At 63.3% G+C, this 26,828-nt stretch carries 23 protein-coding genes, 1 tRNA gene and 1 pseudogene; 18 read left to right on the top strand and 7 right to left on the bottom strand.

What is annotated here, in order from left to right; translation table 11 throughout:
* Positions 1-59 precede the first annotated feature (59 nt).
* The 5 genes from pcaF (at position 60) to NKI54_RS25140 (ending at position 6,597) form a co-directional block, all read left to right on the top strand.
* Positions 60-1,265, top strand: a complete 1,206-nt coding sequence (gene pcaF / locus NKI54_RS25160; RefSeq protein WP_023678182.1) for a 3-oxoadipyl-CoA thiolase — start codon at positions 60-62, stop codon at positions 1,263-1,265.
* Positions 1,266-1,795: 530 nt separating this feature from the next.
* Positions 1,796-2,827: a BMP family protein gene (locus NKI54_RS25155; RefSeq protein WP_023678180.1), complete on the top strand. Its 1,032-nt coding sequence runs from the start codon at positions 1,796-1,798 to the stop codon at positions 2,825-2,827.
* 274 nt (positions 2,828-3,101) lie between these two features.
* The gene (locus NKI54_RS25150) at positions 3,102-4,601 is read left to right on the top strand and encodes an ABC transporter ATP-binding protein (protein ID WP_502898247.1); all 1,500 of its coding nucleotides are present in this window, start codon (positions 3,102-3,104) and stop codon (positions 4,599-4,601) included.
* The gene (locus NKI54_RS25145; protein WP_352636941.1) at positions 4,601-5,656 is read left to right on the top strand and encodes an ABC transporter permease; all 1,056 of its coding nucleotides are present in this window, start codon (positions 4,601-4,603) and stop codon (positions 5,654-5,656) included. The genes NKI54_RS25150 and NKI54_RS25145 overlap by 1 nt, the downstream gene beginning before the upstream one ends.
* Complete coding sequence (locus NKI54_RS25140; RefSeq protein ID WP_352574549.1) at positions 5,653-6,597, top strand: ABC transporter permease; 945 nt, start codon at positions 5,653-5,655, stop codon at positions 6,595-6,597. The genes NKI54_RS25145 and NKI54_RS25140 overlap by 4 nt, the downstream gene beginning before the upstream one ends.
* A 14-nt stretch (positions 6,598-6,611) precedes the next feature.
* On the opposite strand, the gene NKI54_RS25135 is transcribed toward NKI54_RS25140, so the two are convergent.
* Entirely contained in the window at positions 6,612-7,379 is a 768-nt protein-coding gene (locus NKI54_RS25135) for an SDR family NAD(P)-dependent oxidoreductase (protein WP_352470743.1), read from the bottom strand.
* Between the two features lie 257 nt (positions 7,380-7,636).
* Here NKI54_RS25135 and NKI54_RS25130 point away from each other — a divergent pair, with 257 nt between their 5' ends.
* Positions 7,637-7,792 (top strand): hypothetical protein, encoded by a 156-nt coding sequence (locus tag NKI54_RS25130; RefSeq protein WP_023678176.1) that lies wholly within the window; start codon positions 7,637-7,639, stop codon positions 7,790-7,792.
* A 130-nt stretch (positions 7,793-7,922) separates the two neighbouring features.
* Positions 7,923-8,870 carry an LLM class flavin-dependent oxidoreductase gene (locus tag NKI54_RS25125; RefSeq protein ID WP_352574551.1) on the top strand — a complete coding sequence of 316 codons (948 nt, stop codon included), beginning with the start codon at positions 7,923-7,925 and terminating at the stop codon, positions 8,868-8,870.
* A 34-nt stretch (positions 8,871-8,904) separates the two neighbouring features.
* Here NKI54_RS25125 and NKI54_RS25120 read toward each other — a convergent pair whose 3' ends face one another.
* From NKI54_RS25120 to NKI54_RS25110, 3 genes are read right to left on the bottom strand one after another with little or no spacing between them, the layout of a single operon-like run.
* Positions 8,905-9,855 carry a dihydrodipicolinate synthase family protein gene (locus NKI54_RS25120; protein WP_352692613.1) on the bottom strand — a complete coding sequence of 317 codons (951 nt, stop codon included), beginning with the start codon at positions 9,853-9,855 and terminating at the stop codon, positions 8,905-8,907.
* Entirely contained in the window at positions 9,845-10,840 is a 996-nt protein-coding gene (locus NKI54_RS25115) for a Gfo/Idh/MocA family protein (RefSeq protein ID WP_023678173.1), read from the bottom strand. The genes NKI54_RS25120 and NKI54_RS25115 overlap by 11 nt, the downstream gene beginning before the upstream one ends.
* Complete coding sequence (locus NKI54_RS25110; RefSeq protein WP_031212079.1) at positions 10,837-11,808, bottom strand: Gfo/Idh/MocA family protein; 972 nt, start codon at positions 11,806-11,808, stop codon at positions 10,837-10,839. The genes NKI54_RS25115 and NKI54_RS25110 overlap by 4 nt, the downstream gene beginning before the upstream one ends.
* Before the next feature lie 97 nt (positions 11,809-11,905).
* Between NKI54_RS25110 and NKI54_RS25105 the strand changes: the two genes are divergently transcribed.
* From NKI54_RS25105 to NKI54_RS25075, 7 genes and pseudogenes are all read left to right on the top strand, one after another.
* Positions 11,906-12,619, top strand: a complete 714-nt coding sequence (locus NKI54_RS25105) for a FadR/GntR family transcriptional regulator (RefSeq protein ID WP_031212077.1) — start codon at positions 11,906-11,908, stop codon at positions 12,617-12,619.
* A gap of 32 nt (positions 12,620-12,651) precedes the next feature.
* A complete protein-coding gene (locus tag NKI54_RS25100) occupies positions 12,652-14,232 on the top strand; it encodes an ABC transporter substrate-binding protein (RefSeq protein WP_352569474.1) in 1,581 nt (526 codons plus the stop codon).
* 66 nt (positions 14,233-14,298) lie between these two features.
* Positions 14,299-15,258, top strand: a complete 960-nt coding sequence (locus NKI54_RS25095) for an ABC transporter permease (protein WP_023678169.1) — start codon at positions 14,299-14,301, stop codon at positions 15,256-15,258.
* The gene (locus NKI54_RS25090; protein WP_023678168.1) at positions 15,255-16,160 is read left to right on the top strand and encodes an ABC transporter permease; all 906 of its coding nucleotides are present in this window, start codon (positions 15,255-15,257) and stop codon (positions 16,158-16,160) included. Before NKI54_RS25095 ends, NKI54_RS25090 begins: the two co-directional genes overlap by 4 nt.
* Positions 16,161-16,178: 18 nt before the next feature.
* Entirely contained in the window at positions 16,179-17,096 is a 918-nt protein-coding gene (locus tag NKI54_RS25085) for a dihydrodipicolinate synthase family protein (protein WP_352451273.1), read from the top strand.
* The gene (locus NKI54_RS25080) at positions 17,093-18,103 is read left to right on the top strand and encodes an ABC transporter ATP-binding protein (RefSeq protein WP_352636963.1); all 1,011 of its coding nucleotides are present in this window, start codon (positions 17,093-17,095) and stop codon (positions 18,101-18,103) included. The genes NKI54_RS25085 and NKI54_RS25080 overlap by 4 nt, the downstream gene beginning before the upstream one ends.
* Positions 18,103-19,070: pseudogene (locus NKI54_RS25075) on the top strand (ABC transporter ATP-binding protein). Before NKI54_RS25080 ends, NKI54_RS25075 begins: the two are co-directional and overlap by 1 nt.
* Before the next feature lie 16 nt (positions 19,071-19,086).
* Here NKI54_RS25075 and NKI54_RS25070 read toward each other — a convergent pair.
* From NKI54_RS25070 to NKI54_RS25060, 3 genes are all read right to left on the bottom strand, one after another.
* Positions 19,087-19,842: a haloacid dehalogenase type II gene (locus NKI54_RS25070; RefSeq protein WP_352636934.1), complete on the bottom strand. Its 756-nt coding sequence runs from the start codon at positions 19,840-19,842 to the stop codon at positions 19,087-19,089.
* Between the two features lie 247 nt (positions 19,843-20,089).
* On the bottom strand, positions 20,090-20,422 hold the full coding sequence (locus NKI54_RS25065) for a DUF167 family protein (protein WP_352636933.1): 333 nt from the start codon (positions 20,420-20,422) through the stop codon (positions 20,090-20,092).
* On the bottom strand, positions 20,419-20,721 hold the full coding sequence (locus NKI54_RS25060; RefSeq protein WP_292657287.1) for a YggT family protein: 303 nt from the start codon (positions 20,719-20,721) through the stop codon (positions 20,419-20,421). The genes NKI54_RS25065 and NKI54_RS25060 overlap by 4 nt, the downstream gene beginning before the upstream one ends.
* Positions 20,722-20,887: 166 nt before the next feature.
* Here NKI54_RS25060 and NKI54_RS25055 point away from each other — a divergent pair.
* The 4 genes from NKI54_RS25055 (at position 20,888) to NKI54_RS25040 (ending at position 26,552) form a co-directional block, all read left to right on the top strand.
* Positions 20,888-20,963, top strand: a tRNA-Ala gene (locus NKI54_RS25055).
* A gap of 238 nt (positions 20,964-21,201) precedes the next feature.
* Positions 21,202-21,660, top strand: a complete 459-nt coding sequence (locus NKI54_RS25050) for a hypothetical protein (protein WP_352636932.1) — start codon at positions 21,202-21,204, stop codon at positions 21,658-21,660.
* Positions 21,661-21,780: 120 nt separating this feature from the next.
* Positions 21,781-24,993, top strand: coding sequence for an AfsR/SARP family transcriptional regulator (locus NKI54_RS25045; protein WP_352692612.1), 3,213 nt, complete (start codon positions 21,781-21,783; stop codon positions 24,991-24,993).
* 221 nt (positions 24,994-25,214) lie between these two features.
* On the top strand, positions 25,215-26,552 hold the full coding sequence (locus tag NKI54_RS25040; RefSeq protein WP_352636930.1) for an LGFP repeat-containing protein: 1,338 nt from the start codon (positions 25,215-25,217) through the stop codon (positions 26,550-26,552).
* Positions 26,553-26,828 lie beyond the last annotated feature (276 nt).

Raw genomic sequence — 26,828 nt, 5'->3', positions numbered from 1 at the left:
GCGGCCAACATGGCTGGGTCGGGAGCAGAAATCATCAGCGCAAACGGGAAGGCTGCATAATGGCCGAGGCCTATATCTGCGACTACATCCGCACGCCGATCGGACGCTTCGGCGGTTCGTTGTCGGCGGTCCGTACCGACGATCTCGGCGCGATACCTCTGAGGGCGCTGATCGAGCGCAATCCAGGCATTGATTGGGCTGCCATCGACGACATCGTCTATGGCTGCGCCAACCAGGCCGGCGAGGACAACCGCAATGTGGCGCGCATGGCGCTGCTGCTGGCCGGCCTGCCGAAGGAGGTTTCGGGCTCGACCGTCAACCGTCTCTGCGGTTCGGGCATGGATGCGGTGATGATTGCTGCCCGCGCCATCAAGGCCGGCGAGGCGGAGCTGATGATATCAGGCGGCGTCGAATCGATGAGCCGCGCTCCGTTCGTGCTGCCGAAGGCAGAGACCGCCTTTTCGCGCAATGCCGAGATTTACGACACCACGATCGGCTGGCGCTTCATCAATCCGCTGATGAAGAAGCAATACGGCGTCGATTCGATGCCGGAGACCGGCGAGAACGTGGCGGAAGAGTTCGCTGTCTCCCGCGCCGACCAGGACGCATTTGCCGTGCGCAGCCAGGACAAGGCTGTAGCCGCACAAGCCAGCGGCCGGCTGGCAAAGGAAATCACGCCGGTGACGATCGCGCAGCGCAAGGGCGATCCGGTCGTTGTCGACAGAGATGAGCATCCCCGCGGGGGCACGTCGATCGAAGCGTTGGCCAAGTTGCCGACGCCGTTCCGGCAAGGCGGCACGGTTACGGCCGGCAATGCTTCGGGCGTCAATGACGGCGCCGCGGCGCTGATCGTCGCCTCGGAAGCAGCCGCGAAAAGATATGGGTTGACGCCGATCGCCCGTATTCTGGGCGGTGCCACCGCCGGCGTCGCTCCGCGCATCATGGGCATCGGTCCGGTGCCGGCCACGCAGAAGCTGTGTGCCCGGCTCGGCCTGGAGCCGCAACAGTTCGACGTCGTCGAGCTCAACGAGGCCTTCGCCTCGCAAGGCATCGCCGTGCTGCGCCAGCTCGGCATTGCCGAGGATGCGGAGCACGTCAACCCGAATGGCGGTGCCATCGCGCTCGGCCATCCGCTCGGCATGTCGGGTGCGCGCATATCAGGCACGGCGGCGCTGGAGCTGCGTGAACGCGGCGCCAGATACGCGCTCGCCACCATGTGCATCGGTGTCGGCCAGGGCATCGCCGTGGCGCTCGAACGCGTTTGATCTTTTGGCCGCCCTGGGGCAGAGCCCTGGCGCCGCCTATCTCGTTTGCCCGATATGCGAAAGACGCTCTGGTCAATGGGCGATCCTTGCGAAATGATGGACACCGTTGCGCCTAGGCCGGGAAAGTGTGGCCCTTGCAAGAAAGCTGTTTGAATTGAGCGATCCTCAACCCATTACCAACGATACAATCCTCATAATTCTGCATTATGTTCTCGTCGAAATTCGAGGGACTGACAAACCGGAAAAGGCACGGATGCTCGCGGACGCCTTTCACAACGCGCCGAGCTTGATCGCAAATGGCCATGAACCGCAAAAAACGTGGGAAAGCATTCTTTCAACCGCGCGAAGGCTTGAAATAGAGCCTTACGTCCTTCGGCTATTGCGGCACGTTCAATCGCGTCAAATTTCAAACTGAGACATTACCCGAAATTTGACCATGTGGACAAAGGTCCGGCGTCGTTCCATAGTTCCCTGTCTTTATATTTTCCGAACAGCCGGCTCGACATGGCTGTCGAACAGAGGGGCATGCAATGGACAACAAAAAGAGCAGAATCCAATCGAAACGCGAAGGGCTTTCGCGCCGCAACGTGCTGGAGTTGGGCGCGCTCGGCCTGGCGGCGGCGATGCTGCCGGGCAGCGCCTTTGCCAAGACCAAGAAGCTGAAAGTGGCGGCGATCTTCGCCACGCCGATCGAGGAGCCGTGGGACAACCAGATCCACGTTGCCCTGCAGAAGGCCGAGAAGGAACTCGGCATCGAATACAAATGGTCGGAGAAGGTGCAGACGGCCGATTTCAGCCGCGTCATGCGCGAATATGCGCAGGGCGGCTATGAGCTGGTGCTGGGCGATGCCTTCGCCGCCGAGCGCGAATCGCGCAGGACCGCCAAGCAGTTCCCGAAGACCGCCTTCCTGTTCGGCTCCGGCGCCGGGCCGGCCGAGCCGAATTTCGGCGTCTTCGACAACTGGATTCACGAGCCGGCCTATCTGTCCGGCATGATCGCCGGAAAGATGTCGAAGTCAGGCACGGTCGGCGCCGTCGCGGCGATGGGCATTCCGGAAGTGAACCGGCTGGTCAACGCTTTCTTTGCCGGCGCCAGGGAGGTCAATCCCGACATCAAGAAGAAGGTCGCCTTCATCGGCTCGTTCTTCGATCCGCCAAAAGCAAAGGAAGCGGCCGTCGCCCAGATCGATGCCGGCGTCGACGTCATCTATGCCGAGCGCTTCGGCGTCATCGAAGCGGCGGCGGAGAAGAAGATCCTCGCCATCTCCAACATGTCGGACCAGTCGAGCCTCGGCCCCGACACCGTGATCACCGGGCCGGTCTGGGACATGTATCCGACCGTCGAGCAGGCGATCAAGCTGGTCAAGGCCGGCGTCTTCACCGCGCAGGATTACGGCGATTTCTCGCGCATGGCCAAGGGCGGCTCCTACCTCGCGCCCTACCACAAGTTCGACAAGACGCTGCCGGCCGAGGTCAAGGAACTGGTCGAGAAGAAGAAGGCAGAGATCCTCGACGGCAATTTCCGCGTCGACGTCGATGAGAATACGCCGGTCTCGGATTAGGGCTCTGTCTTTTGGGGTTGGTGCTTGTCGCACCCCCCTCTGGCCTGCCGGCCATCTCCCCCTCAAGGGGGGAGATTAGCAGCTTCGCCGACAGCGCCCTCCTCTTCAGCGCTGACGATTTGCGAAAGCCGAAGTGACATCCGATCTCCCCCCTTGAGGGGGAGATGGCCGGCAGGCCAGAGGGGGGTGCAGCGCATTCCCGTCGATCAAAGCTGAATCGTAAAGCCAATTCCGATCGGGAGCACCCTTGTCAACGCCTGCCCCTCTCATCGAAATGCGCGGCATCTCCAAGAGCTTTGGCGCCGTCAAGGCGAACGAAGCCGTCGATCTCAGCGTCGCGCCGGGTGAAATCCTCGGGCTGCTCGGCGAAAACGGTGCCGGCAAGACGACGCTGATGAACGTGCTGTTCGGCGCCTATGCGCCCGATGCCGGCGAGATCCTGGTGCAGGGCCGGTCGGTAGCGATCAACAGTTCGGCCGATGCGCTGGCCGCCGGCATCGGCATGGTGCACCAGCATTTTCATCTCGCACCGCGGCTTTCGGTGCTGGAGAACCTCTTGATCGGCATTCCCGGCATTCCCGGCAGATCGGGCCGGATCGACCGCGCCGGCGGGCTGGCGCGGCTCGCCGAGATCGGCCGCCAGCACGGGCTGACGCTCGACCCGGACCTCCCCGTCTCGGCGCTGTCGGTCGGCGAGCAACAGCGGCTCGAAATCGTCAAGGCGCTGTTTCGCGGCGCAAGGCTGCTGATCCTCGACGAGCCGACGGCGGTGTTGGCACCAACCGAGGTCGACGGGCTGTTTTCGGCGCTGCGCTCGATGGCGGCACAAGGGCTCGGCATCATCTTCATCTCGCATAAGCTCAACGAGGTGCGAGCGCTGACGCATCGCTGCGTCGTGCTCCGGCATGGGCGCGTTGCCGGCCGCGTCGATGCGCCGGCCAGCACCACGTCCTCGGAGATGGCGCGGCTGATGTGCGGCCACGAGATCGTGCCTCCGGCCAGAGGACCGTCGATGCCCGGTGCGGCCGTGCTGACCCTCGACGGTATCTCGACATCTCATCATTCCGGCATGGCGCTGCGCGATGTTTCGCTGTCGGTTCGTGGCGGCGAGATCCTTGGCATCGCCGGCGTCTCCGGCAATGGCCAGCGCGCGCTTGCCGAGGTCATCTCCGGCGTGCGTGCGCCCGATGCCGGGAAGATGACCATAGCCGGCAAAACGGTTTCGCGGTTCTCGCCGAGCACAGTGCAGGCGCTCGGCCTCGGCCGCATCCCGGAAGACCGTATGACGACAGGGCTGGTCACCAATCTGCCGCTCGCCGATTCGATGGTGCTGCCGCGCATCGGCACGGCGGCGTTCAGCCGCAACGGCCTGCTCAAGCCGGATGCGATCCGCGCCTTCGCCGAGGCACAGATCAAAGCCTACGATATACGTTGCCCCGGGCCGATGACGCGCGCCGGGGCGCTTTCCGGCGGCAATCTGCAAAAGGCGCTTTTGGCGCGCGAACTCGCCTTCGATCCGAAGGTGCTGATCGTTTCGCAGCCGACTCGCGGCCTCGACATCGGCGCCGCGCGTTTCATCCACGAAAAATTCCTCGACATGCGCGCCAAGGGCTGCGGCATCGTCGTCATCGGCGAGGATCTGGAAGAGTTGCTGATGCTCTCGGATCGTATCGCGGTGATGTATGAGGGCCGCATCGTCGGCACGCTGAACAGCGCCGACGCCAGCATCGCCAGACTCGGGTTGATGATGACCGGAGCGGAGGGCCATGCCTGATGTTCCGTCTCGAGGCCCGCACCTCAACGCCCGCCTGGTTCAATCTGGCGCTGCCGCTGCTCGCCATCGGCGCGACGCTGATCCTGTGCAGCGGCCTCATTGCACTGGCTGGCGCCGGCGTCGTCGAGGCTTATGGCGTTATGTTTTCGGCGTCGCTGGGCGACAGCTACGCCGTCACCGAAACGCTGGTGCGTGCCACCCCGATGATCTTCACGGGACTTGCCGTGGCAGTCGCCTTCCGCGCCAAATTCTGGAATATCGGCGCCGAAGGGCAATTGCTGGCTGGTGCGGTGGCGAGCTGTGCCGTCGGTGCAATCCAGATGCCGGGGCCGCTCGCCATGCTGCTGATGGCGCTGGCGGGTGCCGCCGCCGGCGCGGCCGTCGCCCTGATCCCCGCCACGCTGCGGGTAAAATTCAGGGTCGATGACGTGGTCAGCTCGCTGCTGCTCAACTCGGTCATTTTCTACGCACTGATGGCGCTGATCGAAGGGCCATGGAAGGACAGTTTCAGCGGCTACCCGATCTCGCCGCCGATCGAGGATACGGCCAATTTTCCAGTGCTGCTCGAAGGCACGCGGCTGCATCTCGGGGTCGTCGCGGCGCTGGTCGCCGCACCGGTCATCTGGTTCGTGGTCGCGCGCACCACGCTCGGCTTCCGCATCAGGGTCACCGGCGAAAACCCCGAGGCGGCGCGCTATGGCGGCATCAATGTCGAGCGGGTGCTGATTTCGACGGCGCTGCTGTCTGGCGCATTGGCCGGCCTTGCGGGCGTCGGCGAGGTCGGCGGCGTGCATTTCCAGGTGATGAGCGACATCTCGCCGGGCTATGGCTATTCCGGCATCGTCGTCGCCATGCTGGCGAGGCTCAATCCGCTCGGCGTGGTGCCGGCGGCGATCTTCCTTGCCGCCGTCATGACCGGCGCCGAGGCGATGTCGCGGGCGACCGGCGTTCCGGCCTTCCTCAGCGATGTCATCCAGGGAACTGCGCTGCTCGCCATGCTGGTGGCGCTGCTGTTCACCGCCTATCGCATCCGTCGCGTGGGAATAGCCAAATGAGCGTGGTGCTGGAACAGATCTTCCAGGTCGGCTTCCTTGCCGCGATCATCCGCATCGCCACGCCGCTAGCCTTCGCGACGCTGGGCGAGATGTTCTCCGAGCGCGCCGGGGTGCTCAATCTCGGCATCGAAGGCATCATGCTTTTGTCGGCGATGACCGGCTTCACCGCGGCGAGCCTCAGCGGCAGCCTCTGGCTTGGCGTGCTAGCGGCGGTGCTGACCGGGGCGCTGATGGGCGCCGTGCACGCGCTGTTCACTGTAGCGCTCGGCCTCAGCCAGCATGTCTGCGGCATCGGCGTGACGCTGTTTAGCTCCGGCCTTGCCTATTTCCTCTACCGGCTGATCTTCGGCCAGCAATCGGTACCGCCGAACATCAAGGGATTCGAGACGCTGCCGATCCCGATCCTGTCCGGCATTCCGGTGCTTGGGCCGGCGGTGTTCAACCAGTTCTCGCTGGTCTACATGGCGATGCTGGCCATACCGCTGGCCGCCTTCGTGCTCTACCGCACGCCTTGGGGCCTGTCGGTGCGCATGGTCGGCGAAAACCCGCGTGCCGCCGATTCTGCCGGCGTCAGCGTCATTGCAACACGCTTCCAGGCGGTGATCCTCGGCGGTGCCTTGATGGGGTTGGCCGGTGCCTTCCTGTCGATGGCGCAATTCAACGCCTTCACCTTCGGCGTGGTTTCGGGGCGTGGCTGGGTGGCAATCGCGCTCGTCGTTTTCGGCCGCTGGGATCCGTGGCGATCGGCAGGCGCGGCACTGCTGTTTGCCTTCGTCGATGCCCTGCAGTTGCGCATGCAGGCGAGCGGGCTTGGCCATATCCCCTACGAGGCCTTCCTGATGCTGCCGTTCATCTTCACCATCGTCGCTATGGCGGTGATGTCGCGCAATGCGGTGGCCCCGTCGGCGCTGCTCAAGCCGTTCCGGCGCGAAGAGCGGTAGCGGCGCTTCGCCTTTCACATCGCGGTGAAGCCGTTATCGACGAACAGATGGGCGCCGTTGACGAAGCTGGCCTCGTCGCTGGCCAGGAACAGGGCTGCCTTCGCGACCTCTTCCGGCTCGCCGATCCGCCCTTGTTGCGCCGCCATTGCCGCGTCGGAGACATCGACGCCGAGTTTGTCGAGATCGGCGACCTCGCGCAGGCCATGCGGTGTCCTGATGAAGCCTGGACAGACCGCATTGCAGCGGATGTTGCGGTCGCGGAACTCGACGGCGATGGCACGCGCGAACATATGGCAGGCGCCCTTGGTGGTGTCGTAAAGCACCTCCATCGGCGTCGCCGCCACCGCCGAGATCGACGAGGTGCAGACGATGGAACCGCCGCCGGCGGCGATCATGCCGGGCAGCACGGCACGCGTCATCAGGAACATCGAACGCACATTGACGGCATGCAGCCAGTCCCATTCCTGCAGCGTGGTCTCCAGGAAGGGTTTGATGACGAGGGTGCCGGCGTGGTTGAACAGAACCGTGACCGGGCCGAATTTTTCCGTCGCGCCCTTCACCGCCGCTTCGACCTGCGCCTCATCCGATACGTCGGCGACCCAGTGCTCGGCGACATGGCCGCGTTGCCTGATCGCCGCTGCGGTGGCCGCCGCCGCTTCGCCGTTGCGGTCGACGATCGCCACCTTGGCGCCCTCGGCCGCGAAAAGCTCCGAGGCCGCACCGCCCATTCCCGTCGCGCCGCCCGAAATGATGGCGACCTTGCCGGCCAGTCTTGTGCCCATGGTTTGCTCCCTGCTGCCTTGCCGTGACGTCGCGGCTGAAGCGATGCTATCCCTCATCCATTGGATGGCCAAGGAGCCACAGACACATGGACCTGACGTTTCCTGCCGTCACCCTGGCATGCCTCGAAAGGCAGCGCTAAGCAGTAAAAGCACTAATGTGTCTATCATTTGGAGAAAATTGTTCTAAGGATCGCGCGAAAATAGCACTCGACAAAGTCTACTGATTTTATAGATTAAGCGCCGAGACGGAGGTCGATATGTCCTATAGCCAGAACGCTCAGACTGCCCGCAAAGGCCAAAGGCTGGGTTCCGACCAGGTGTGGCGGCCGGCCTATGCCGGCGCTTTCGCCTATCTCGTCTTTGCCCTTGCGTTTGTATTCACCGGGGCAGTGGTACTGGGGCTGATCCCCTGATTGTCAAGGCTCTGATCATCGAGGCTTCCTCGGGATAGCGGCCTGCCGTTTGCAGAAATTCCGGAGTTGATGAACCGAATGTCGGTGCGCTTTTGCGCGCCCTGATTCCAACGTGATGGAGGAGATGGCAATGCCAATCGAGTTCACGCATGTTCCCGGTAAGATCCACGCCACCAACGCCAGCTTTTTCTACGACTTTGTCGAGACCGCGACGAAGCTGTCACTGATCGAGGATGCCGGATTCCGGAAGATCGTCATCGACGACCAGGCCGGGCTGCTGACCAATATGGACCTTGCCGCCCAGACGCTGGACCGGACCTCGTCCCTGGAGGTCGTGCTCACGCATTGGGCAGGCGTGATCGAACCAACCGTGGCGGCGCGGCAGCTCGCTGCCCTCGACGCGAGAAGCGGTGGCCGGCTGTCGCTCAGGATGCTCAGCGAGCCGCTGAGCGACGACGATGCCGAGGCACGTCCGGCCGGCCATACGGTGGTCTGGCAACGCATCGACGAATATCTGGTGCTGCTGAAGCGGTTGTGGTCGAACGACAGGCCGTTCGACCATGAAGGCACCTTTTACAGCATCAAAGGCGGCTATGTGCCGCGCAAGGGGCCGCATGGTGCCGATGTGACCATCCGCATGGGCGGGCAGTCGGGCACTGCGCTCAGGGTCGCGGGCAGGCATGCGGACGTGTTCGAGCTGGCGCCTGGCTCACTTGCAGAAATCCGCCAGTCAATGGAGCGCGTACGCGGCGCTGCTGCCGAACACGGCCGGGCCGGCAAGCTGCGTTTCGCGCTTCCCGTCCGAATCCGTTCGGAAGACAAACCGGCCGCTTCCTGCCAGAAGGCGCTCGAACTTGCCGGGCCGCCGGCGCAGGTCGCGCTTTCGCTGCTTTCCTACGCCGCTTTGGGGATCAAGGAGTTCATGATCGTCGGCATCGACAGGCCACGCGAGATTGCGACCGCCAGCCGCGAGGCGATCGCACTGCTGCGCAATTCGCTGGCACGGCGCGAGGCCGATGTCCCTCAGCCGGGGGCGTTTGCGTCACGCGCGACACAGGGAGCACGCGCCGGCTGCTGAAGAGCCTCCGTCGTCCCGCGCCTTGGTGACAGGTCTACCACCATTCCGGGAAAGCCGCGTGAGCCGCCCTGGCCAGCGTCGGTATTTCCTGATCGGGAACGGAGCTGTAGGGCCAGAGCAGTCGTGGGCCGAGCGGCGCCCAGCCGCCGGCCGCCGCCATCGCCTTATCGAGTGCTGCATCACCGACATTGTAACGGGTGCGAAACGGTAGGACATGTGCGGCGAGGAAGGCCTTTGTGCGGGCCTCGACCTCGGCAGCGGCGGCCATGTCGGTGCGGATTATCTGCCACCACATCATCGCGCCCTTCGGGTTGAGGCAGGCAACGTTGGAATAGCTGCCATGGGCCCCTCCAGCATAGCCTGCTGCCAGCGTGTGGCCGGGGACGAAGACGGAAAATCCGTCCAGTTTGCGGCGCATGTCGGCATACCAGCCGGCGTCGCCGCCCGGCAGCTTGGCGCCGACCAGCGATGGCACGGCCGCACGCAGACTGGCGATGCCGTCGAGCGTCAGGTGGCGCTTGGCGTGCGGCGGATTGTAGAGCACCAGCGGCGTTTCAGGCGCGGCGTCGCACAGGCCGCCGGCAAAGCGCATGACCTCGTCGTCGCTGGGCGGCCACCAGTCGGGCAGCGTGAACTGCACCGCCGCCGGGCGAAGTCCGGCGACCCGCGTCAGTCGCTCCAGCGCAACGCGCGGATTGGACTGGCTGATGCCGATCTGGAAAGGAAGGCGCGCGCGGCCGGCTATGGTTGCGACCAACTCACAAAGCCGGTCGAATTCGGGCTCGGTCTGGCAATGGAATTCGCAGGCCGTGCCATTGGAATAGACGCCGTCGACGCCTGAGGCGCAGAGTCGGGCGATCGTCTCTTCCGTCGCCTGCCAGTCGATCGCTCCGCGATCGTCGATGGCCAGCATCACCGCGCCCCGGATGCCGCGCGGTGCGTGTGCGGGCAAGCGGGCCAGATGGTCGTCGAGGTCAGCGTCCACCGGCGATCTCGTGTTCGCGGCGGGTTTCGTTCGACGCGAAGGCAGCCTCGATAATAGCGATGATCTTGCGCGCATAGATGCCGTCGACCGGCACAGGCGTGTCATCGGCAATGGCATCGCGCATTGCGTTCCATTCGCGCACCAGCGCGTTATGCATCCAGTTCGGCTCAAAGGAACCGGGCAGCTCGGTCCAGACCGTCTCGCGGCCAAGCATGGTGCCGCGGTCCATGTCGATGCGCAGCGTTCCCCGCTCGCAGACCAGATCCATGGCATAGGTGGTGGCGCCGGTGCGATAGCCGACGCTCTGCACCTGGCCGATGCCGCCGCCGGCGAAGCGCAATCCGAGCAGAGCGCTGTCGTCTGCTTCCTGGTCATGGAACTTGGCGCCGAGCATGCCGCTCACCGACACGACATCGTCATCCATCAGCCAGACCAGGCGATCGACCGCGTGGATGCCGGCCGTCAACAGCATGCCGCCGCCGGTCGCCTTGCGCAGATGCCAGTCGCGGCGATTGTGCTCCATCCACAGCTTGATGATCCAGCTCGATCCGGCGAGCGGCCGGCCGAGCTCGCCTTCCTCCAGAATTTGCCTGGCCGCCATGCAGGGCAGGGCGAAATGCATGAGGTGGGCGACCATCAGCTTGATGCCACCCTTGGCCACGGCGGCGTTGATCGCATCGCAGGCAGCCACCGTCGGCGCCATCGGTTTTTCGAGCAGGATATGCTTGCCGGCCTTTGCCGCGCCGATGGCCATTTCGGCATGGAGATGGTGCGGGCTGGCAATGAGGACCGCATCGACCTCCTTGTCGTCCAGCAGCCTTCGCCAGTCCGCGTAGCCGCGGCCGCCATGTTCAGCGGTGAATTGCTGCAGTGCGTCGGCATTTCCTCGAGAGGCGGCGACGAGGCGAATATTTCCAACCTCGCGGATTGCCCGCGCATGGGCTGCGCCGAAATCGCCGGCGCCGATAATTCCTATTCCAATCATGGTCCTGCCTTTTGATAAGCGGCGTCGATCAGCGACATCGCCGCAACATAATCTTCGATGGACACCGGCGGAGGCGCCTTTCTGGCCAGCCGGTCAAGCGTATCGCGCATGAACAGACGATAGCGCGTTGCCGGCAGTTCGACCGGCAAGTCGACGATTGCCGCGTCGTCGAGCGTTGCGCAGATAACATGGTCGCCATGATCGATGAGGGTGGCATTGGCACTGACGATGCGCCACTCGAAGTCACCGCCGGGGCGCATCGAAGCAAAGGTGTAACCGGCCTCGACGATGAACAGCGCGCCGGCTTCGTCTTCCAGCACCAGAAGTGCGTGATCCTCGACCGGGCCGGGATGGATGCGGTTCGCGATCGAAACGCTTTTCAGGCCGAGCTTGCCGGTTGCGAGGCTGAGTGCCGCGTCGACGCCGTGTATGCCGAGATTCCTCAACGCACCCCCGCCACCAACCGCCGGGTCGAGCACCCAGGCGACACCGTCGGCGATGTAGCGTTGCGGCGGGCCGTTGACCAGCCGGAACTGGCAATGCGCCACGGGGCCGGCGCGACCTTGCCGGCGCAGCCGTTCAAGGCCGGCAACGGCCGGCCCGAAACGGTTGGGCAGGGGAACAGCGACAAAAGCCTGGTGCTGCCTGGCAAGGTCGCGCAGCGCCATCAGTTCCCTCGTATGGCTGGCCGCCGGCTTCTCCAGGATCAGCGGTATCCTTGCCGCGATGATCGCACGTGCCCGCGCCGGCACCATCGAAGGGTGCCCCATCAACAGGATCACATCCGGCGGGCTGGAGAGTATCTCCTTGAAATCTTCGATAAACGGCAGGTCGTGATGCGCGGCGAACGCTTGCGCTTGGCCAGGATCCTCGTCCCAGATACCGGTGATCTCCGTGCCGTAAAAGCGTGCGGCGTCGAGGTGTATTTCGGCGTGCCAGTGGCTCGAGCCGGCGAGGGTAATCTTCATTCGGAGGCAGCAGGTTTGTTATGGGCTTGCAGGATATCCTACAAGTGGCTATACGACAAGCGGCGGGCAAGCTTCAGCGGATGATGAAGGCAGTGGGATGGCGGAACTGAAGTCGATCGAACCGTTGAGCAGACCGCCGCTGCTTCACGTCACCGTGCAGGAAAGCCTCAGGGCCTATATCGAAAGCAACCAGCTCAAGGCAGGCGATCCCCTGCCGCCGGAGACGTTCCTGGCGCAGCGGCTCGGCGTCGGCCGCAACTCCGTGCGGGAAGCCATCAAGGCGCTGGAATCGATCGGCATCCTGGAGACGCGACGCGGCATCGGCGTGTTCGTCAAGGAATTCTCGTTCAAGCCGCTGCTGGATAACCTGGCCTACGGTTTGCAGGATTCGCTGCGCGATGTCGAAGAGCTGCGCGAAATCCGTCGCGTGCTGGAAACCGGCCTCATCGCCAAGACGATCGAGATGATCAGTGCCGAGGACATCGAGGCGCTGCGCCAGTTGACCGAGCGCATGCGGCAACGTGCCGAGCGCCATGAGAGCTTCGCCGAAGAGGACCAGCAATTCCATCAGCTGCTGTTCCGCTGCCAGAACAATCACATGCTGAGCGCGCTGATCGACATCTTCTGGACGGCGTTCAACAAGGCCTCGAATTTCACCAATCTCGATAATCCGACGCCGCTGGCGACATGGCGCGACCATCACGAGATCGTCGAGGCTGTCGCCGCCAAGGACGTCGACCAGGCGCGTCGGCGGCTCGACGACCATTACCGGGGGATCCAGCAGGTTATCGCAAAAAACCGAACAAGCTGAAGAACAACCTGACTATGCCAAGGGAGGAAACCATGCGTATCAGGACCATCGCATTCTCAGTCGCCGGGCTGCTGCTCGCCAGCATTGCCCCATTGACCAGTGTCCAGGCACAAAGCGCCAAGACCATTGCGGGCGGCTTCGACGTCGGTCCCGGCGGTTTTCCCAAGAACTTCAACCCGCTGGTGGCGACCGGCGGCTACACCTGGATCAGCACCTATTTTGAACCGCTGGTCATCTACAATGCCGGGCTGGCCGATATCGAAGGCGACCTCGCCAAGGACTACAAGATCAGCGACGACCAGCTGAGCTATACGTTCAACCTGGTCAACGAGACCTGGCATGACGGCAAACCGTTCACCTCGAAGGACGTCAAGTTCACCCTCGAGCTTGCCAAGAACAAGGCCTCCGGCAGCCTGTTTGCCGCCCGCCTCGCCAACATCGCCTCGGTCGATGCCCCGGATGACCACACCGCAGTGGTGAAGCTATCGAAACCGAACGGCTCGTTTCTATCCATCCTCTCGCAGCTGATGATCCTGCCGGAGCATGCCCTGGCCGCTCTGCCGCCGGAATCGCTGGCGACAAGCACCTGGTGGTCGACCACACCGGTCGGCACCGGCCCGTTCAAGTTCAAGCGCTACGTGACCGACCAATATGTCGAACTGGCAGCCGATGACGATTATCGCGGCGGCAAGCCGAAGGTAGACGTGCTCATCAACCGCTATTTCGAGTCGCCGGCGGCGGCCGTTGCCGCACTCCGTGCCGGCGAAATCCAGTTCACCTATGTCGAGCCCGACGATGCGGCATCGTTCAAGAGCGACAGCAATTTCAAGGTGATCGAAGGTGCCTCGTACGTGGTCAACTATATCGGCCTGAACCAGAAGGTCGACCTGTTTAGGGATATCCGTGTCCGCCAGGCGATCATGTACGCGATCGATCGCAACGCCATCATCGACAGCCTCTACGGCGGTGCCGCCGAGCCAGCCAATTGCGGCTATGTCGCGCCGCATCTCGTTCCCGCAGGCCTCGAACCCTATGCCTACGATCCGGCAAAGGCCAAGGCGCTGCTGAGCGAGGCCGGCTGGGACAAGATCAACGGCGACAAGCCGATCACCTTGCTGACCTATTACGGCTCGCCGCAAGCGGCCAATGTGATGGCCGCTGTCCAGTCGATGCTGGCCGAGGTCGGCATCAATGTGGTGCCGCGGGTCGTCGATACGCCGACCTACAACGGCATCGTCTACAAGCAAGGCACGCCGGACTGGAACGCCTTTCCGATGGTCTATGCCGGCCTGCAGAACGGCCCCAACCCGGCCGGCCTCAATCCCGGCCTCAACAAGTCGCAGATCCCGCCGGCAGGCTTCAACACCATGCGCATCGAGTTCGACGATCTGAGCACCGCATTGGACGCCGCGCTAGGCCAAACCGATCCGGCCAAGCTCGATCAATCCTGGCAGGGGGTCTGCAAGGTGATGAACAAGGAGCTACCCTGGGCGACGTTGTGGGTGGCCAACCGCTATGGCGTAGCCTCCAACAAGCTGCATGACTTCGTCTGGACGCCGGCGCCGGGCGGCGGCCCCTACGCAGCTCACCCCGAGCGCTGGGACATCCAGTAAGAAACCCGCAACCAAGCGAGCAGGCGGGACCACTTTGGCGCCGCCTGCCACCGCCACGGAAAGCCCATGTTGAGCTTCATCGCCCGCCGCAGCGCCACAGGATTGCTGATGCTGGTCGCGCTCAGCGTCCTCATCTTCATCCTGTTGCGGCTGGCGCCGGGCGATCCGATCGACGCCTATATCAACCCATCGGTCCCCATGTCGGCTTCCGACCTCGAGGGCCTGCGCGAACGGCTCGGGCTCGATCGGCCGCTTCCCGTGCAATATCTCGCCTGGCTGCGCGCGGCGCTGAGCGGTGACTTCGGCTATTCGATCCAGCGCAGCGGCGTTGCCGTGCTGCCACTGGTCATGGAACGCATCGGCCCGACGGCGCTGCTGATGGGTACGGGCCTGGCGATCGCCATCGTGCTCGGCATTTCCGCCGGCATTTTCAGCGCGGTGCGCCGTAACGAACCATCCGACATCGCGCTGTCGGTGCTGTCGTTTATCGGTATCTCCAGCCCGGCTTTTCTGACAGCGCTGCTCGGTCTCTATTTCTTCTCGGTGCTGCTGCGCTGGGCGCCGTCCGGCGGCATGCAGACCGCGGGTGCGCCGTTCTCGGCGACGGATGTGCTTGCGCACCTCGTCCTGCCCGCCTGCCTGCTGTCCGTCGGCCATGCCGCGCTGATCATGCGTTACATGCGCGCCTCGCTGCTGGAAGTGCTCAACCAGGATTACGTGCGGACGGCGCGTGCCAAGGGCGTGCGCGAGTTCTGGGTTATCATCAAGCACGCGACCCGCAATGCGCTCTTGCCGGTCATTACCTTGATCGGCTCGACTGTCGGCATCGCCATCGGCGGCGCCATCTTCCTGGAAAGCGTGTTCAACTGGCCGGGCATGGGACTGCTTCTGGTCAACGCCGTCGGCACCCGCGATTACCCGGTGATCATGGGCGCTACCCTGGTGATCGGCGTTTGCGTCATCCTGGTCAACCTCTTGACCGACGTCGTCTATGCCGTCGTCGACCCGCGCATTCAGGTGGCATGATGGCAATCACGGCGCCAGATCCTACAGTTGACCCGACAGCCGTGCCGCAAACCAAAGGCCCGCTTCGCCGCGCGCTCGACCGCTTTTTTGAAAACCGCGCGGCGCGTGCCGGGCTTTTGATCGTCATCCCGATCCTGCTGGCGGTTTCGACGTATCCTTTGTGGTGGCCGTTCGGTCCTAACACCATCGACCTCCGAGCAATGAACAAGGCGCCGTCGGCCATTCATTGGCTGGGCAGCGACGGCGTCGGGCGCGACGTCATGGCCCGGTTGCTGCAAGGCGGGCGGATCTCATTGCTGGTTGCCGTCAGCTCGGTCGCCATCTCCACCGTCATCGGCTTCCTGGTCGGCGCCGTCGCCAGCTTTGGCGGGCGCCTCGTCGACGGCACGGTGATGCGCCTGGTCGATCTGGCGATGACGCTGCCGCCGGTGATCTTCCTGCTGGTGCTGGCTTCGATCGCCGGCACCGGCATCGCGCCGACCATACTGGTGATCTCGCTGCTCTCCTGGCCGGTGCTGTCGCGCATGGTGCGCGCCCGGCTGCTCGAACTGCGCGAGCGCGATTTCGTCGTTGCCGCCCGCGGCATGGGGGCAGGGCTGCCGCATCTCTTGTTCCGGCACGGCCTGCCCAATTGCATCGATATCCTGGTCGTCTACGCCACCTTGCAGATCGCCAACGCCATCCTGCTCGAGGCCGGCCTGTCCTTCCTCGGCCTCGGCATCGCACCGCCCGAAGCCAGCTGGGGCAACATGCTCAATCTCGCCCGCTCCACCGTCGTGCTTGAAAATTACCCCTGGCAATGGATGTTCCCGGGCGCCGCACTGGTGCTCACCGTGCTCGCCATCAACTTCATCGGCGACGGCTTGCGCGACGCATTCGACCCCCGCTCCGATCTCAACTGACCTCAAAGGTTCATCAAAATGCCCCTGTTTACCGGCGTCGTGCCACCTGTCGTCACCCCGCTCAATGCCGATTTCAGCATCGACTTTCCGTCGTTCACCCGCACCATCGAGAACCTGCTCGACGGCGGCGTTCACGGGCTGTTCGTGCTCGGCTCGACCAGCGAGGTGGTCTTCCACGACGAGGCGGGCCGCAGGGCCGTCCTCGAGCACGCGGTCAAGGTCAATAACGGCCGGGTTCCGATCTTCGCCGGGGTCATCGACCCGACGACCGACCGCGTCATCAACCACGCCCGGATCGCCAGATCGGCCGGCGCCGACGCCATCGTCGTCACCGCGCCGTTTTATACCCGCACCAGCCAGCCGGAGATCGGCGACCACTTCCGCTATATCAAGGATGCGATCGACATTCCGGTCATCGCCTACGACATCCCGGTCTGCGTCCACGTCAAGCTGGAGCGCAAGACCACGGTCGGCCTCGCCAGGGAAGGCGCCATCGCGGGCATCAAGGATTCCAGCGGCGATGACGGCAATCTGCGTTACGTGCTCAAGGACATGGCCGACGACCCCGGCTTCTTCGGCATGACCGGCTCCGAGATACTGGTCGATAGCGTGCTGGCGATGGGTGCGCATGGCGTCGTGCCGGGGCTCGCCAATGTCGACCCGCATGGTTATGTCAGGCTGTGGAAGCTGACGCAGGCGGGCCAGCATGCCGAAGCCCGCCTGGAGCAGGAGCGGTTGTTGAAACTGTTCGAGATCGTCTGGATCTCGCTCGGCAGGACCAGCGCCGGCTCGGCCGGCGTCGGCGCCTTCAAGGCGGCGATGAAGAGCCTCGGCATCATCGCCTCGAACACCATGGCGCGGCCGCAGCGCAGCCTGAACGACGAGGAAACCGCAAAGATCGACATGATCCTTCGCGATGTGGGGCTGCTCCGCTGAGTGCCGCGCCGATCCTCTCGATTTCCGGCCTCCGCTCGGTGTTCCGCATTGCGGGGCGCGACATCGCGGCGGTAAGGGACGTCGACCTGACGATCGGCTCCGGCGAGACGGTGGCGCTCGTCGGCGAATCCGGGTCCGGCAAATCCGTCACCAGCCTGTCGATCATCGGCCTGTTGCCAAAGAGGGTCGGACATATCGCCGAGGGGTCGATCGCGCTGCGGCGCAAGAACGGCACGGTCACCGAGCTGACCAGCCTCGATGCCGAGTCGCTGCGCAAGATACGCGGCAATGAGATCGGCATGGTGTTCCAGGAGCCGATGACCAGCCTCAACCCGGTCTACACGATCGGCGAGCAGATCGCCGAACCGATCCGCATCCATCTCGGCAAATCGCACCGCGAGGCAGAAGCAGACGCGGTGCGGCTGCTGGAACAGGTCGGCATTCCCGATCCGAAGCGGCGGGCGCGGCAATATCCGCACGAACTTTCGGGCGGGATGCGCCAGCGCGCTACCATCGCCATGGCCCTGTCCTGCGATCCGGGCTTGCTGATCGCCGACGAGCCGACGACCGCGCTGGACGTCACCATACAGGCCCAGATTCTCGATCTTTTGGCCGAACTGCAGGTGCAGCGCGGCATGGGCATCCTGTTCGTCACCCACAATCTCGGCGTCGTCGCCGAAATCGCCGACCGGGTGGCGGTGATGTATGCCGGGCGTATCGTCGAAACAGGTCCGGTGAGCGAAGTGTTCGCCCGTCCGCGTCATCCCTATACGGCAGGGTTGATGCGCTCGGTGCCGCGGCTCGGCCAGGCCACGGCGCTGAAGGCGGCGGGAACGCCGCTGCCGACCATTGCCGGAAATGTTCCGTCGCTCGCCTTGCTGCCCAAGGGCTGTTCCTTCGCGCCGCGTTGCCCGATGGCTATCGCTGCCTGCCGCGCCGCGGTCCCGCCATTGTTTGGGGCGACGCCGACCCAGCAAAGCCGCTGCCTGCGCTGGGAGGAGCTCTGATGGCCGACGCCCCTTTCCTTTCGGTCAAAAACCTGACCAAGCATTTTGCGCCGACAGCGTTCTCGCGCGGACCCGTCGTAAGGGCGTTAGAGGATATTTCCTTCGATGTCAGGCGTGGCCAGGTGGTCGGCTGGTCGGCGAATCCGGGTCCGGCAAGACGACGATCGGCCGCTCGGTGCTGCGTCTGATCGAGCCGACATCCGGCCAAATCAACTATGACGGCACCGACATCACCAGGCTGGGTGCCGCCCAGTTGCGCCGCCAGCGCCGCAAGATGCAGTATATTTTCCAGGATCCCTTCGCCAGCCTGTCGCCGCGCATGACGATAGGGCAGATCCTCACCGAAGGCCTGAACATTCAAGGCATCGGCAAGAAGTCCGAGCGGCGGGCGAAGGCCGAGACGGCACTTGCCGCGGTCGAGTTGCCGGTCGACGCCTATGACCGCTACGCCCATGAATTTTCGGGCGGCCAGCGCCAGCGCATCGGCATCGCCCGGGCGCTGACGCTCGAGCCGGAATTCATCGTTGCCGACGAGCCGGTCTCGGCACTCGACGTCTCGATCCAGGCGCAAATCATCAATCTGTTGCGCGACCTGCAGCTCCGGCTCGGGCTGACCATGCTGTTCATTTCGCACGATCTGGCTGTCGTCGAGTACATCTGCGACACGGTCATCGTGCTCTATCTAGGGCGCATCATGGAGGTTGCGCCGGCGGCCGAGCTTTATGCCCGGCCGCAGCATCCCTACACGCGCGCGCTGCTGTCAGCCATTCCGTCGCTCGATCCGCTGGCCAGGCAAGGCCGGCAGGTGCTCAAGGGCGATATTCCAAGCCCGGCAAACCCGCCGTCGGGCTGCGTTTTCCGAACCCGTTGCCCGTTCGCGCTGGAAGCTTGCGCCGGGGCTGTACCGCCGCTGAGGGCGACAGCCGAGGGCCATCTGAAGGCCTGCATCCGCGACGACATCGCTTAGGTTTTTTGCCCTCGCCCTACGGGAGAACTTGGGCGAGATGGACAAGGTCGTCGGCCACAAAGTCCCAGCTCTCAAGAGGCGAGAGATCGGTCGTCTGCGCCGGGCCATGCTCTTTTGGCCGAGCAACAAAGGCGGTTCCGATACCGCATTTTCGTGCCGCAGCCAGGTCGTCATTATGCGCGGCGACTAACACGGCCTCCGCAGGTCGCACCTCCAGGATCTCCACTGCGCGGAGATAAGCCTGCGGCGCAGGCTTGTAGGTGCCGAACACATCCGAGCCAAGGACGGTGTCCCAAGGCAGGCCGGCGCGCTTGGCCATATCCAGCAACAGCCGGGTATTGGCCCCTGACAAAGGCACGATGATGAAGCGTTCCTTTAGCCTCGCAAGGCCTTTCAGCGAATCGGGCCACGGCTCCAGCCGGTGCCAGGCGAGGTTGAGTTCCTCAAGTTCGGTGGTCGGCAGCTCGGATGGGGCCAGCCCGAACTGGACGAGGGTGGCGTCCAGATTCTCCCTGTTGATCACGTCAAGTGAAACGAAAGGCCGGTGCCCCGTCCGCACCGCCTCGGTCGAGGCGTCATAGCGCGACGCCCATGCGTCGGCGAATTCACCGGGATCGACCTGCTCTGCACCAACTCGCGCGAGGAAGGCGCCGGCCTCCCTTGTGATACCGCTGCGCCAGTCAACGACGGTTCCCAGAACATCGAAGAATAGGACTCGAGTGGCGGTCATATTGAGCTTTCCGGTCGGGTTGCGGTTGGTGTCCTGCCGCATCAGTCGCGATAGGACGGATCGACCTCGTCGAGCTGCTGATCAGATAGTCGAAATGTTTAAAAGCCTGATCGCGAAGGTGGTTCCCCCGGGCTCATTGAAACGTCATCGACGCCAACCCATATGCAATCCGCGTCGGATGTTTCCTCCCATTCATCCGGCGCGTTCCCCTCTGAAGGTTTTCGACCTTCACATCTGGCCGGGCTTTGCAGCCCGGCCTTTTTTTGCGGGGTAAGTGAGCGAGCCGAGATCATGGCGCAGGCGTACCCAGCGTATCGATGCGTTTCGCCAGCGCCGCGGGATCGCCAAGCACGCGCAGCGTCTTCAGCCGAGCTGTGCCGCCGGCGGCGATCGAGACGCCCGATGCCGGCACGCCAAGCGCCTTAGCTACCAGCCTTTCCAGCGCTCGATTGGCGGCTCCGTTTTCCGGCACGGCGCGGACGCGGGCTTTTAGATAGCTTCGCCCATCCACCGATGTTTCGATGCCCTCCAGCCTGTCCATCGCCGCTTTCGGCGTCAGCCGGACGAACAGGTCGATGCCGTCGGCGCGAAGTCGAAAGAAACGGTTCGTCCCGTGACTCACATCGATCCGATACCGAACATCGGCTGAACGGTCGTGTCTAGGAACACGCTGATAAATGTCAGCGCAAGCAACAGGATGATCGGCGAGATATCGATCCCGCCAAGGTCCGGGAGGACGCGGCGGATCGGCCGCAATGCCGGCTCGGTCAGCCGATAAAGCATGTTGCCGATAGAGTCGACAAGCTGGTTGCGCGAGTTGACGACGTTGAAGGCGTAAAGCCACGAGAAGATAGCCGCACCAATCACAATGTACCAATAGATATTAATCGCGGCATGCAGCGTATAAAAGACTGCGATCATCGGTTGCTCCTTGCGAACGCCCGACATGTAGCCACTGTAGGTGAAAGCGGCAAGAGCCGCCTTCCGCCGCATGGCGAAGCCAGACAAACGGCCGAGCGGCATTTCGACGACACGCACCGCCTTGACAGGAAACCGCAGCGGCCGATAAAAGCCCCATCCGCTGGACGGGGCTGTAGCTCAGCTGGGAGAGCGCGTCGTTCGCAATGACGAGGTCAGGAGTTCGATCCTCCTCAGCTCCACCAGCGGATTTTTAGAATCCCTTGCCTGGTTGCATGCCGAAGACCCGCTTGGAGTCCATGGCTATCCTCAGCTGAAGCAACCGAATGCATCGCGAGCCTCTGCCGGCTTGGCACTGTCATCGCCGGGTGGTTCACATCGGCGACGTAAAGACCCTCTACACCAGTAGCGTATGCGGCCTATTGCCACTGCGCCTCGTCCTTGCCAGACTTGGTCCGTCTTCAAAACCGAGGGGAATTCACCATGACCAGCGCGACAAGGCGTGATTTTGTAGGTCTTACAGGAATGGCAGCGACTGCCCTGGCCGGTGCTGTTGCAACACGAGCTACCGCTGCGGAAAGCGACGTATCGCCATCGTTCGATGAGGTTCTTCAAGAGTACAATCAAAACAACACAGAAAGGACTAGATCAAAGCTGGCGATCTATGTGGTCCTTTCTCATCTGCACGCCAGTCTCGAGGAGGAATTTAGCGACCTTGGGCTAGAGCTGCCTTTAGGGAAAAAGGCCTTGCCATCGAACCTGCCGGCCAATTTCGCGGACGCGCAGGTTGCACCCCTTCCTTGGCTCTTCAAGCCCTCGGAAGTTACCGACCACGAACGAAACGGCTATGCGACGATTGCAATGCGAATGAACGCAGTGATGGCAAGACACACCGCCGACGTGAGTGTCGGGGTTTCGCATATCATGTCGCACAAGGGATAACCGCGACCTTGCCGGCGAGCACGGCACGTCAGGCGAGCACAACGCCGGCCGGCGATTTGTTGTTGCGGGCGAACCGATTACCTGTTTTCGCGAGGCGACTGCGCTGCGAGAGTCCTCACAATGGATAAATCCTTCCGGGACGCGCCGCGCGAGATAGCAAAGCTCTCGGCACCCCGGCCAGTGGGAATTGTCAGCCGTCCGCGCGTAGTGGCGCTGCTTTCGCAGGCCCTCGACAGCGGTGCATGCTGGCTGGCTGCGCCTGGTGGATACGGCAAGACCACCGAGGTGATCGACTTTCTGGAACACGGCGGGCTGGAACAAGGCGGCCTGAAGCAAGGCGAATCGGCGTACAACTGGTATCGGGTCGACACTGAGGACCAGGACGTTGCGCGCCTTTTCCACTATCTGACGCTGTCGCTCGACGGCAGGCATGCCGGCATGCCGGTTTTTGGTCCGGAATATGCCGACAATTCCGACGATTTCGCGCGGCTGTTCTTCCGCACCTATTTCTCGCGGCTTGATCCGGGCACGATCCTGGTCCTCGACGATCTGCATCGTGCCGATGCGCCAGGCTTTCGCCGGACGCTGGCGATCCTGTTGCGCGAACGCCCCAACACCGTCCGCTGCATCTGCACATCGCGGATGCTGCCCGAGGGCGATGTCGCCGACCTCGTGCTGTCGGGACAGTTGCCGGTCCTCAACCAAACACTGCTGGAGTTTTCGCCTGCGGAGGCTCGCAACCTCGTCACCGCCCGCTCGCAATCGCCGTCCGAGGTCGGCGACATTTCGGAGGCGCGCGGCTGGGCGGTGGGCCTTCTCCTGCTGGCCAACGCCGGAATGTACTACCCGCTTTCGCAGACCGGCCTTGCCGGAGGCGCCGGCCTTCGGGAGATTGTCGGACGTTATTTCCTGCGCGACATCGCGCCGGAGGACCAGGATCTGCTTATCAGGCTCAACGTTCTGCCGGAGATCAGCACGGAGCTTGCCGATGCGTTCCTGGGCTCGCCGCAGGCTGCTCGCCTGCTGGTGCGGCTGCAGCATCGCCAGCTGCTGATCACGCGCGACGGTCCGGGCGGCGCCGCCTTCCAGCTGCATGACTTGTTGCGCGAATACCTTGCCGGCCTACTGGACCGGCGCGTGACGGAAGCGGACCGTTCCAGGCTGCGCGAGCAGGCAGCAAAGGTCCTGCACGAGGCAGACAAAACCGACGCGGCAATCGTGCTGGCGTTGCAGGCGGGCGCCTGGCCGCTGGCACGCCAGCTCATTCTGGAGTGCGCTAACGGCGTTCTCTCGCAAGGGCGCAGGGCCAGCTTCGTCGAATGGTGCAACAGGCTGCCCCCCGACCAGATGGACGGGTGGGTCCATTATTGGCTGGGCGTCGCCTTCGCATCGGACGATGCGAAGGCCGAACCGCACTTCTCCAAGGCATGGCAAGCATTCGAGAACACCGACATGCGCGGCCAATGCCTGACGGTCGCGCGGGCGGTCGTAGTCAAGACCGCCAGCTGGCGTACGCATGAGGGGCTGGCGGATTGGACGCGCCGAGCCTCACAGGTTCTTGCCAAGGGATTGCCGGAGTTGGATCCGGAGGAACTCATGATGGTCAGGCTCGGCATCCTGCGGGCCGTCGATTTCGCCGAACCTGGCGAATTCGACGCCCATGACGCGAAGCGCCTCGTGGATGATATCCAGCAGCGCCTGACACATCTGCCGATCGAGGATTCGGTCGAGTTGCGCCTGCTGGCAAGCGAAGCGCTCATCGACTACGCGACCTCGTCGGGGCAGCGCGACATTTTTGCCAATGCCGTGGACAGCGTTGCCGCCGATCTCGAACATCCGGATATCCCGCCACTGGTGCTCGGCATGTGGCTGGTGTCCTTTGGCTCGGCCAGCGGCCGTTACTTCCCCTATTCGCGGCGCGGTTTTGTCTATGCCTCGGCCGAGGATGCGTTGCGACGCGCAACGGCGATAGGCGAGCAGCACGCCTTACGGGGCGTCGAGTTCAGCGCCCTCTATCAGCTTCAATTGCTGATGAAGCTTCACAACAGGTTCTCGGAATTCAATGCGCTCGTCTCCCGGCTGGGCGAGATCGCGGACAGCAGGTTCACAACCCAGGTCGCTGTAGTCGCCGACTGCCACGCGGCGATGCACACGCGCAACGGCGACTTCGTCAAGGCTTATCTCGACTGCGATGCCTTCATGGATGCGATCGAGCGGGCGAATGAGCCGATGATCGAACGCTGGCCGCATTACGTCACCAAATACCAGGTCCTGCTGGCCGATCGGCGTCCAGCGGAGGCCATTGCGCTACTCCAGGAGATCGTCGAAAGGCTGAGCGGCGGCCCTCGCCAGCGCGTCGAACTCAACATTCTGGCCGCTCAGGCCCTGGAGCAGAAGTGGAACGGCGGCGCGTCCTATGGCAGTCGTCTGGCTGAATTCATGGAGGCGTTGCGCCAGGTCAACCCCTCCGCAATCCTGCTCAACCTGCCGGACCTATTGGCCGATCTGGTCGCCGATGCGCTGGAGCGAAAGATCGACATCGATCTCTGCCGCCGCGTCGTTCGGGCGCGATATCTGGTCCCGCCCGCTGGCCGACCCGCCCAGTGGCCTTGGCCGCTCAGGATCCACTTGATGGGAGGCTTCCGCCTCGAAATCGATGGCGCCGAGGTCGCGCCCGGTGCCAAACCGACCCGCGCGCTCGACATATTGCGCATTATCTGCCTGTCGAGGGACCAGGTCTGTTCGGTGGAAACCCTGCAGGATTGGCTCTGGCCCGACCTCGACGGCGACCAGGCCAAAGCGGCCTTGGAGCAGGCGCTGCATCGTCTGCGCAAATTGCTCGGGCAAGGCGAACTCGTGACGCTGAGAGAAGGCCGTTTGCGGCTCGCTGCCGACAAGGTCTGGATCGATCTGCAGGATTGGGAAGACCGGCTGAAACGCGTCCTGTCGGGCCAAAGAGACAGCGCAATCGAGGAGCAGAAAATGCTGCTGGAAGGCTTTGTCGGCCCGCTTTTCTCGAATGGCCCGATGCCTGCCTGGTCGAACGCCGCGGCCGACCGGGTGCGGGACGGGTTTGTGGAGCTTGCCGTGCGGATCGCCAAACACTGGCAGAGCCAAGGCAACGCGGATCGGGCACGCCAGGCGTGCCGGCGTGCGCTCGATTTCTACCCGGAATCGGCCAAACTCCATGGCACGCTCATCCAGGAGAGCCTCTCCAGGAACGACCATGCCGGCGCCATCGAGGATTACCGGCGCTATGAACGCGCGCTCGCTTCGACCGGCGACGACGAGCCCTCGCCTTTGCTGCGTTCGCTCGTGCGCCCGTTTCTCTAGACCGGTTCGTTTCACGGAAACGCCGAACCGCTCTATCTCTTTATTTTTGCGCAATTCCGGACGGAAAACCGTTCCACACTTTTCCTGGAATTGCTCTGGCGCAGCTCGGAACTCCGTAAGCCGTCCGTAAGTCGCGGTCTGGGAACCTCGGCCCGTCGATCAAAACCGATCACCGGAGGCCTGAAGCCCCCGATACCAACACTCACAGGAAGGAAAAGGTCATGCCGTATACTGCCAGAGCAACTTCGAGAGTGCGTGCCGGCACCATCCGCGCTGGAGCCACAAGACTTTCCGACCAGCTCAGGATCGGGCCTTGGTCGCTCCTCTCGCCCGAAGCTGTCATACAGCAAAAGTACAACTCCCTTGGAGGCGCCGGCTTCGCCGAGATCGACAGGAAGGACACTGGAAAAGCCTGGTATCTCAAGAACGGCTCATGCATTTGTTACAACGATGCCATGCACGACGCCTTTGAGATCCATGGCGAAATCTACAGGAAGTGGATTGCGCTTGGCGGTCTCGCGTGGGGCATTCCCTGCACCGACGAAAGCGGAACTCCCGACGGCGTCGGCCGATACAATCACTTCAACAACAATACCGCTTCGATCTACTGGACACCGAATACCGGTGCTCAAGCGATTTGGGGGGCAATTCGCGGCAAATGGGCAGCAATGGGCTGGGAGCGCTCGGTTCTCGGCTATCCGGTCACCGACGAAACCGGAACTCCCGACGGCGTCGGGCGCTACAACCATTTTGCCAATGCCGGCTCGATCTACTGGACACCGAACACAGGAGCCAACGTGGTGTACGGTGACATCCGCAAGAAGTGGGAGAGCCTGGGCTGGGAACAGTCATATCTGGGCTATCCCACGACCGACGAGACCGAATTTGCCGATGGTGGCCGTGCCAATCTGTTTGAAAACGGCGGCATATACTGGTGGCCCGACACCGGCGCGATCGACCTTCCAGATGTCGTCGTCCACTATACCGGCCTCCATTGCTTCGGCGAAACCGACTGGGATCAGGGATCGAGTGCGGACGAACCCTATGTCATCGTCAGCGTGACAACGCCGCAGATCGCCGACACCAGGCGCAGCCAGGTCTATGGCGACGTCGATGCCGGAGATACGAGACCCGACCTTATGGAAATCTATCGAGGCAAGCCCTACGGCATCAATATCGGCACGGTGCTGATGGAAAACGATTTTGGCGACCCCAACAAATACAAGGACGAGGTGCAGAAGATCGTCATGGGCGTCCATACGGCGGGCACGCTGGCTTTGGGCCTCATTCCGGTGGCAGGACCTATCATTGCCGCGATAGCCGGCCCCGCCCTGGGATCCTTGATGCCATCGATCGGCGGCGCCATCAGCGATCTCTTCGATTGGGGCGATGACAGGATCGGGAGCGCGACAGTGACCATCTCCGCAAAGCAGATGGTGTTGCTCGCGGCACGCACGAACAATACCACCTTCAGCGGGATTGGGTTCAAAGTGGAAACGCCCCTGATTTCCGGCGAGGGGGCTTCCTACAAAGCCTATTTTGGCTTTGTGCCTGCCTAGGCCAATCGCCCCGGCAAAAAAGCTTGCCGGGACAATCAACTTACCAGCCCCGCCTTCCGTTGGCGGGGCTGACGTTCGCGACTGAGAGATTTATTTCCGTAGCGGTCGTCGCAAGGCGCGGTCCAGATGCGGCAGCGGCCGATCAGCATAGCGGGCAAGCTGTCGTTGCCTAACCCCGCACAGCCCGTAGTGCCGCCATGAACGCGGCTCCTTCGGCCGGAACGATGGAGACCGCATTAAGTGCAGTCACCTCAACGACGCGACCGGCCAACGGGG

Source organism: Mesorhizobium sp. M0663 (assembly GCF_040320585.1).
Taxonomy (GTDB): Bacteria; Pseudomonadota; Alphaproteobacteria; order Rhizobiales; family Rhizobiaceae; genus Mesorhizobium.
Note: the sequence above shows the minus strand (reverse complement) of the source record. Positions and strands in the feature narration are given on the sequence as shown.

Bases quoted from the DNA above. Each gene is read 5' to 3' on its own strand.
- NKI54_RS25100 (WP_352569474.1), top strand. From the start codon at position 12,652: ATGCGTATCAGGACCATCGCATTCTCAGTCGCCGGGCTGCTGCTCGCC.
- NKI54_RS25115 (WP_023678173.1), bottom strand. From the start codon at position 10,840: ATGATTGGAATAGGAATTATCGGCGCCGGCGATTTCGGCGCAGCCCAT.
- NKI54_RS25050 (WP_352636932.1), top strand. From the start codon at position 21,202: ATGACCAGCGCGACAAGGCGTGATTTTGTAGGTCTTACAGGAATGGCA.
- NKI54_RS25150 (WP_502898247.1), top strand. From the start codon at position 3,102: ATGCGCGGCATCTCCAAGAGCTTTGGCGCCGTCAAGGCGAACGAAGCC.
- pcaF (WP_023678182.1), top strand. From the start codon at position 60: ATGGCCGAGGCCTATATCTGCGACTACATCCGCACGCCGATCGGACGC.
- NKI54_RS25090 (WP_023678168.1), top strand. From the start codon at position 15,255: ATGATGGCAATCACGGCGCCAGATCCTACAGTTGACCCGACAGCCGTG.
- NKI54_RS25125 (WP_352574551.1), top strand. From the start codon at position 7,923: ATGCCAATCGAGTTCACGCATGTTCCCGGTAAGATCCACGCCACCAAC.
- NKI54_RS25140 (WP_352574549.1), top strand. From the start codon at position 5,653: ATGAGCGTGGTGCTGGAACAGATCTTCCAGGTCGGCTTCCTTGCCGCG.
- NKI54_RS25105 (WP_031212077.1), top strand. From the start codon at position 11,906: ATGGCGGAACTGAAGTCGATCGAACCGTTGAGCAGACCGCCGCTGCTT.
- NKI54_RS25110 (WP_031212079.1), bottom strand. From the start codon at position 11,808: ATGAAGATTACCCTCGCCGGCTCGAGCCACTGGCACGCCGAAATACAC.
- NKI54_RS25070 (WP_352636934.1), bottom strand. From the start codon at position 19,842: ATGCGGCAGGACACCAACCGCAACCCGACCGGAAAGCTCAATATGACC.
- NKI54_RS25045 (WP_352692612.1), top strand. From the start codon at position 21,781: ATGGATAAATCCTTCCGGGACGCGCCGCGCGAGATAGCAAAGCTCTCG.
- NKI54_RS25060 (WP_292657287.1), bottom strand. From the start codon at position 20,721: ATGATCGCAGTCTTTTATACGCTGCATGCCGCGATTAATATCTATTGG.
- NKI54_RS25040 (WP_352636930.1), top strand. From the start codon at position 25,215: ATGCCGTATACTGCCAGAGCAACTTCGAGAGTGCGTGCCGGCACCATC.
- NKI54_RS25095 (WP_023678169.1), top strand. From the start codon at position 14,299: ATGTTGAGCTTCATCGCCCGCCGCAGCGCCACAGGATTGCTGATGCTG.
- NKI54_RS25155 (WP_023678180.1), top strand. From the start codon at position 1,796: ATGGACAACAAAAAGAGCAGAATCCAATCGAAACGCGAAGGGCTTTCG.
- NKI54_RS25145 (WP_352636941.1), top strand. From the start codon at position 4,601: ATGTTCCGTCTCGAGGCCCGCACCTCAACGCCCGCCTGGTTCAATCTG.
- NKI54_RS25135 (WP_352470743.1), bottom strand. From the start codon at position 7,379: ATGGGCACAAGACTGGCCGGCAAGGTCGCCATCATTTCGGGCGGCGCG.
- NKI54_RS25130 (WP_023678176.1), top strand. From the start codon at position 7,637: ATGTCCTATAGCCAGAACGCTCAGACTGCCCGCAAAGGCCAAAGGCTG.
- NKI54_RS25085 (WP_352451273.1), top strand. From the start codon at position 16,179: ATGCCCCTGTTTACCGGCGTCGTGCCACCTGTCGTCACCCCGCTCAAT.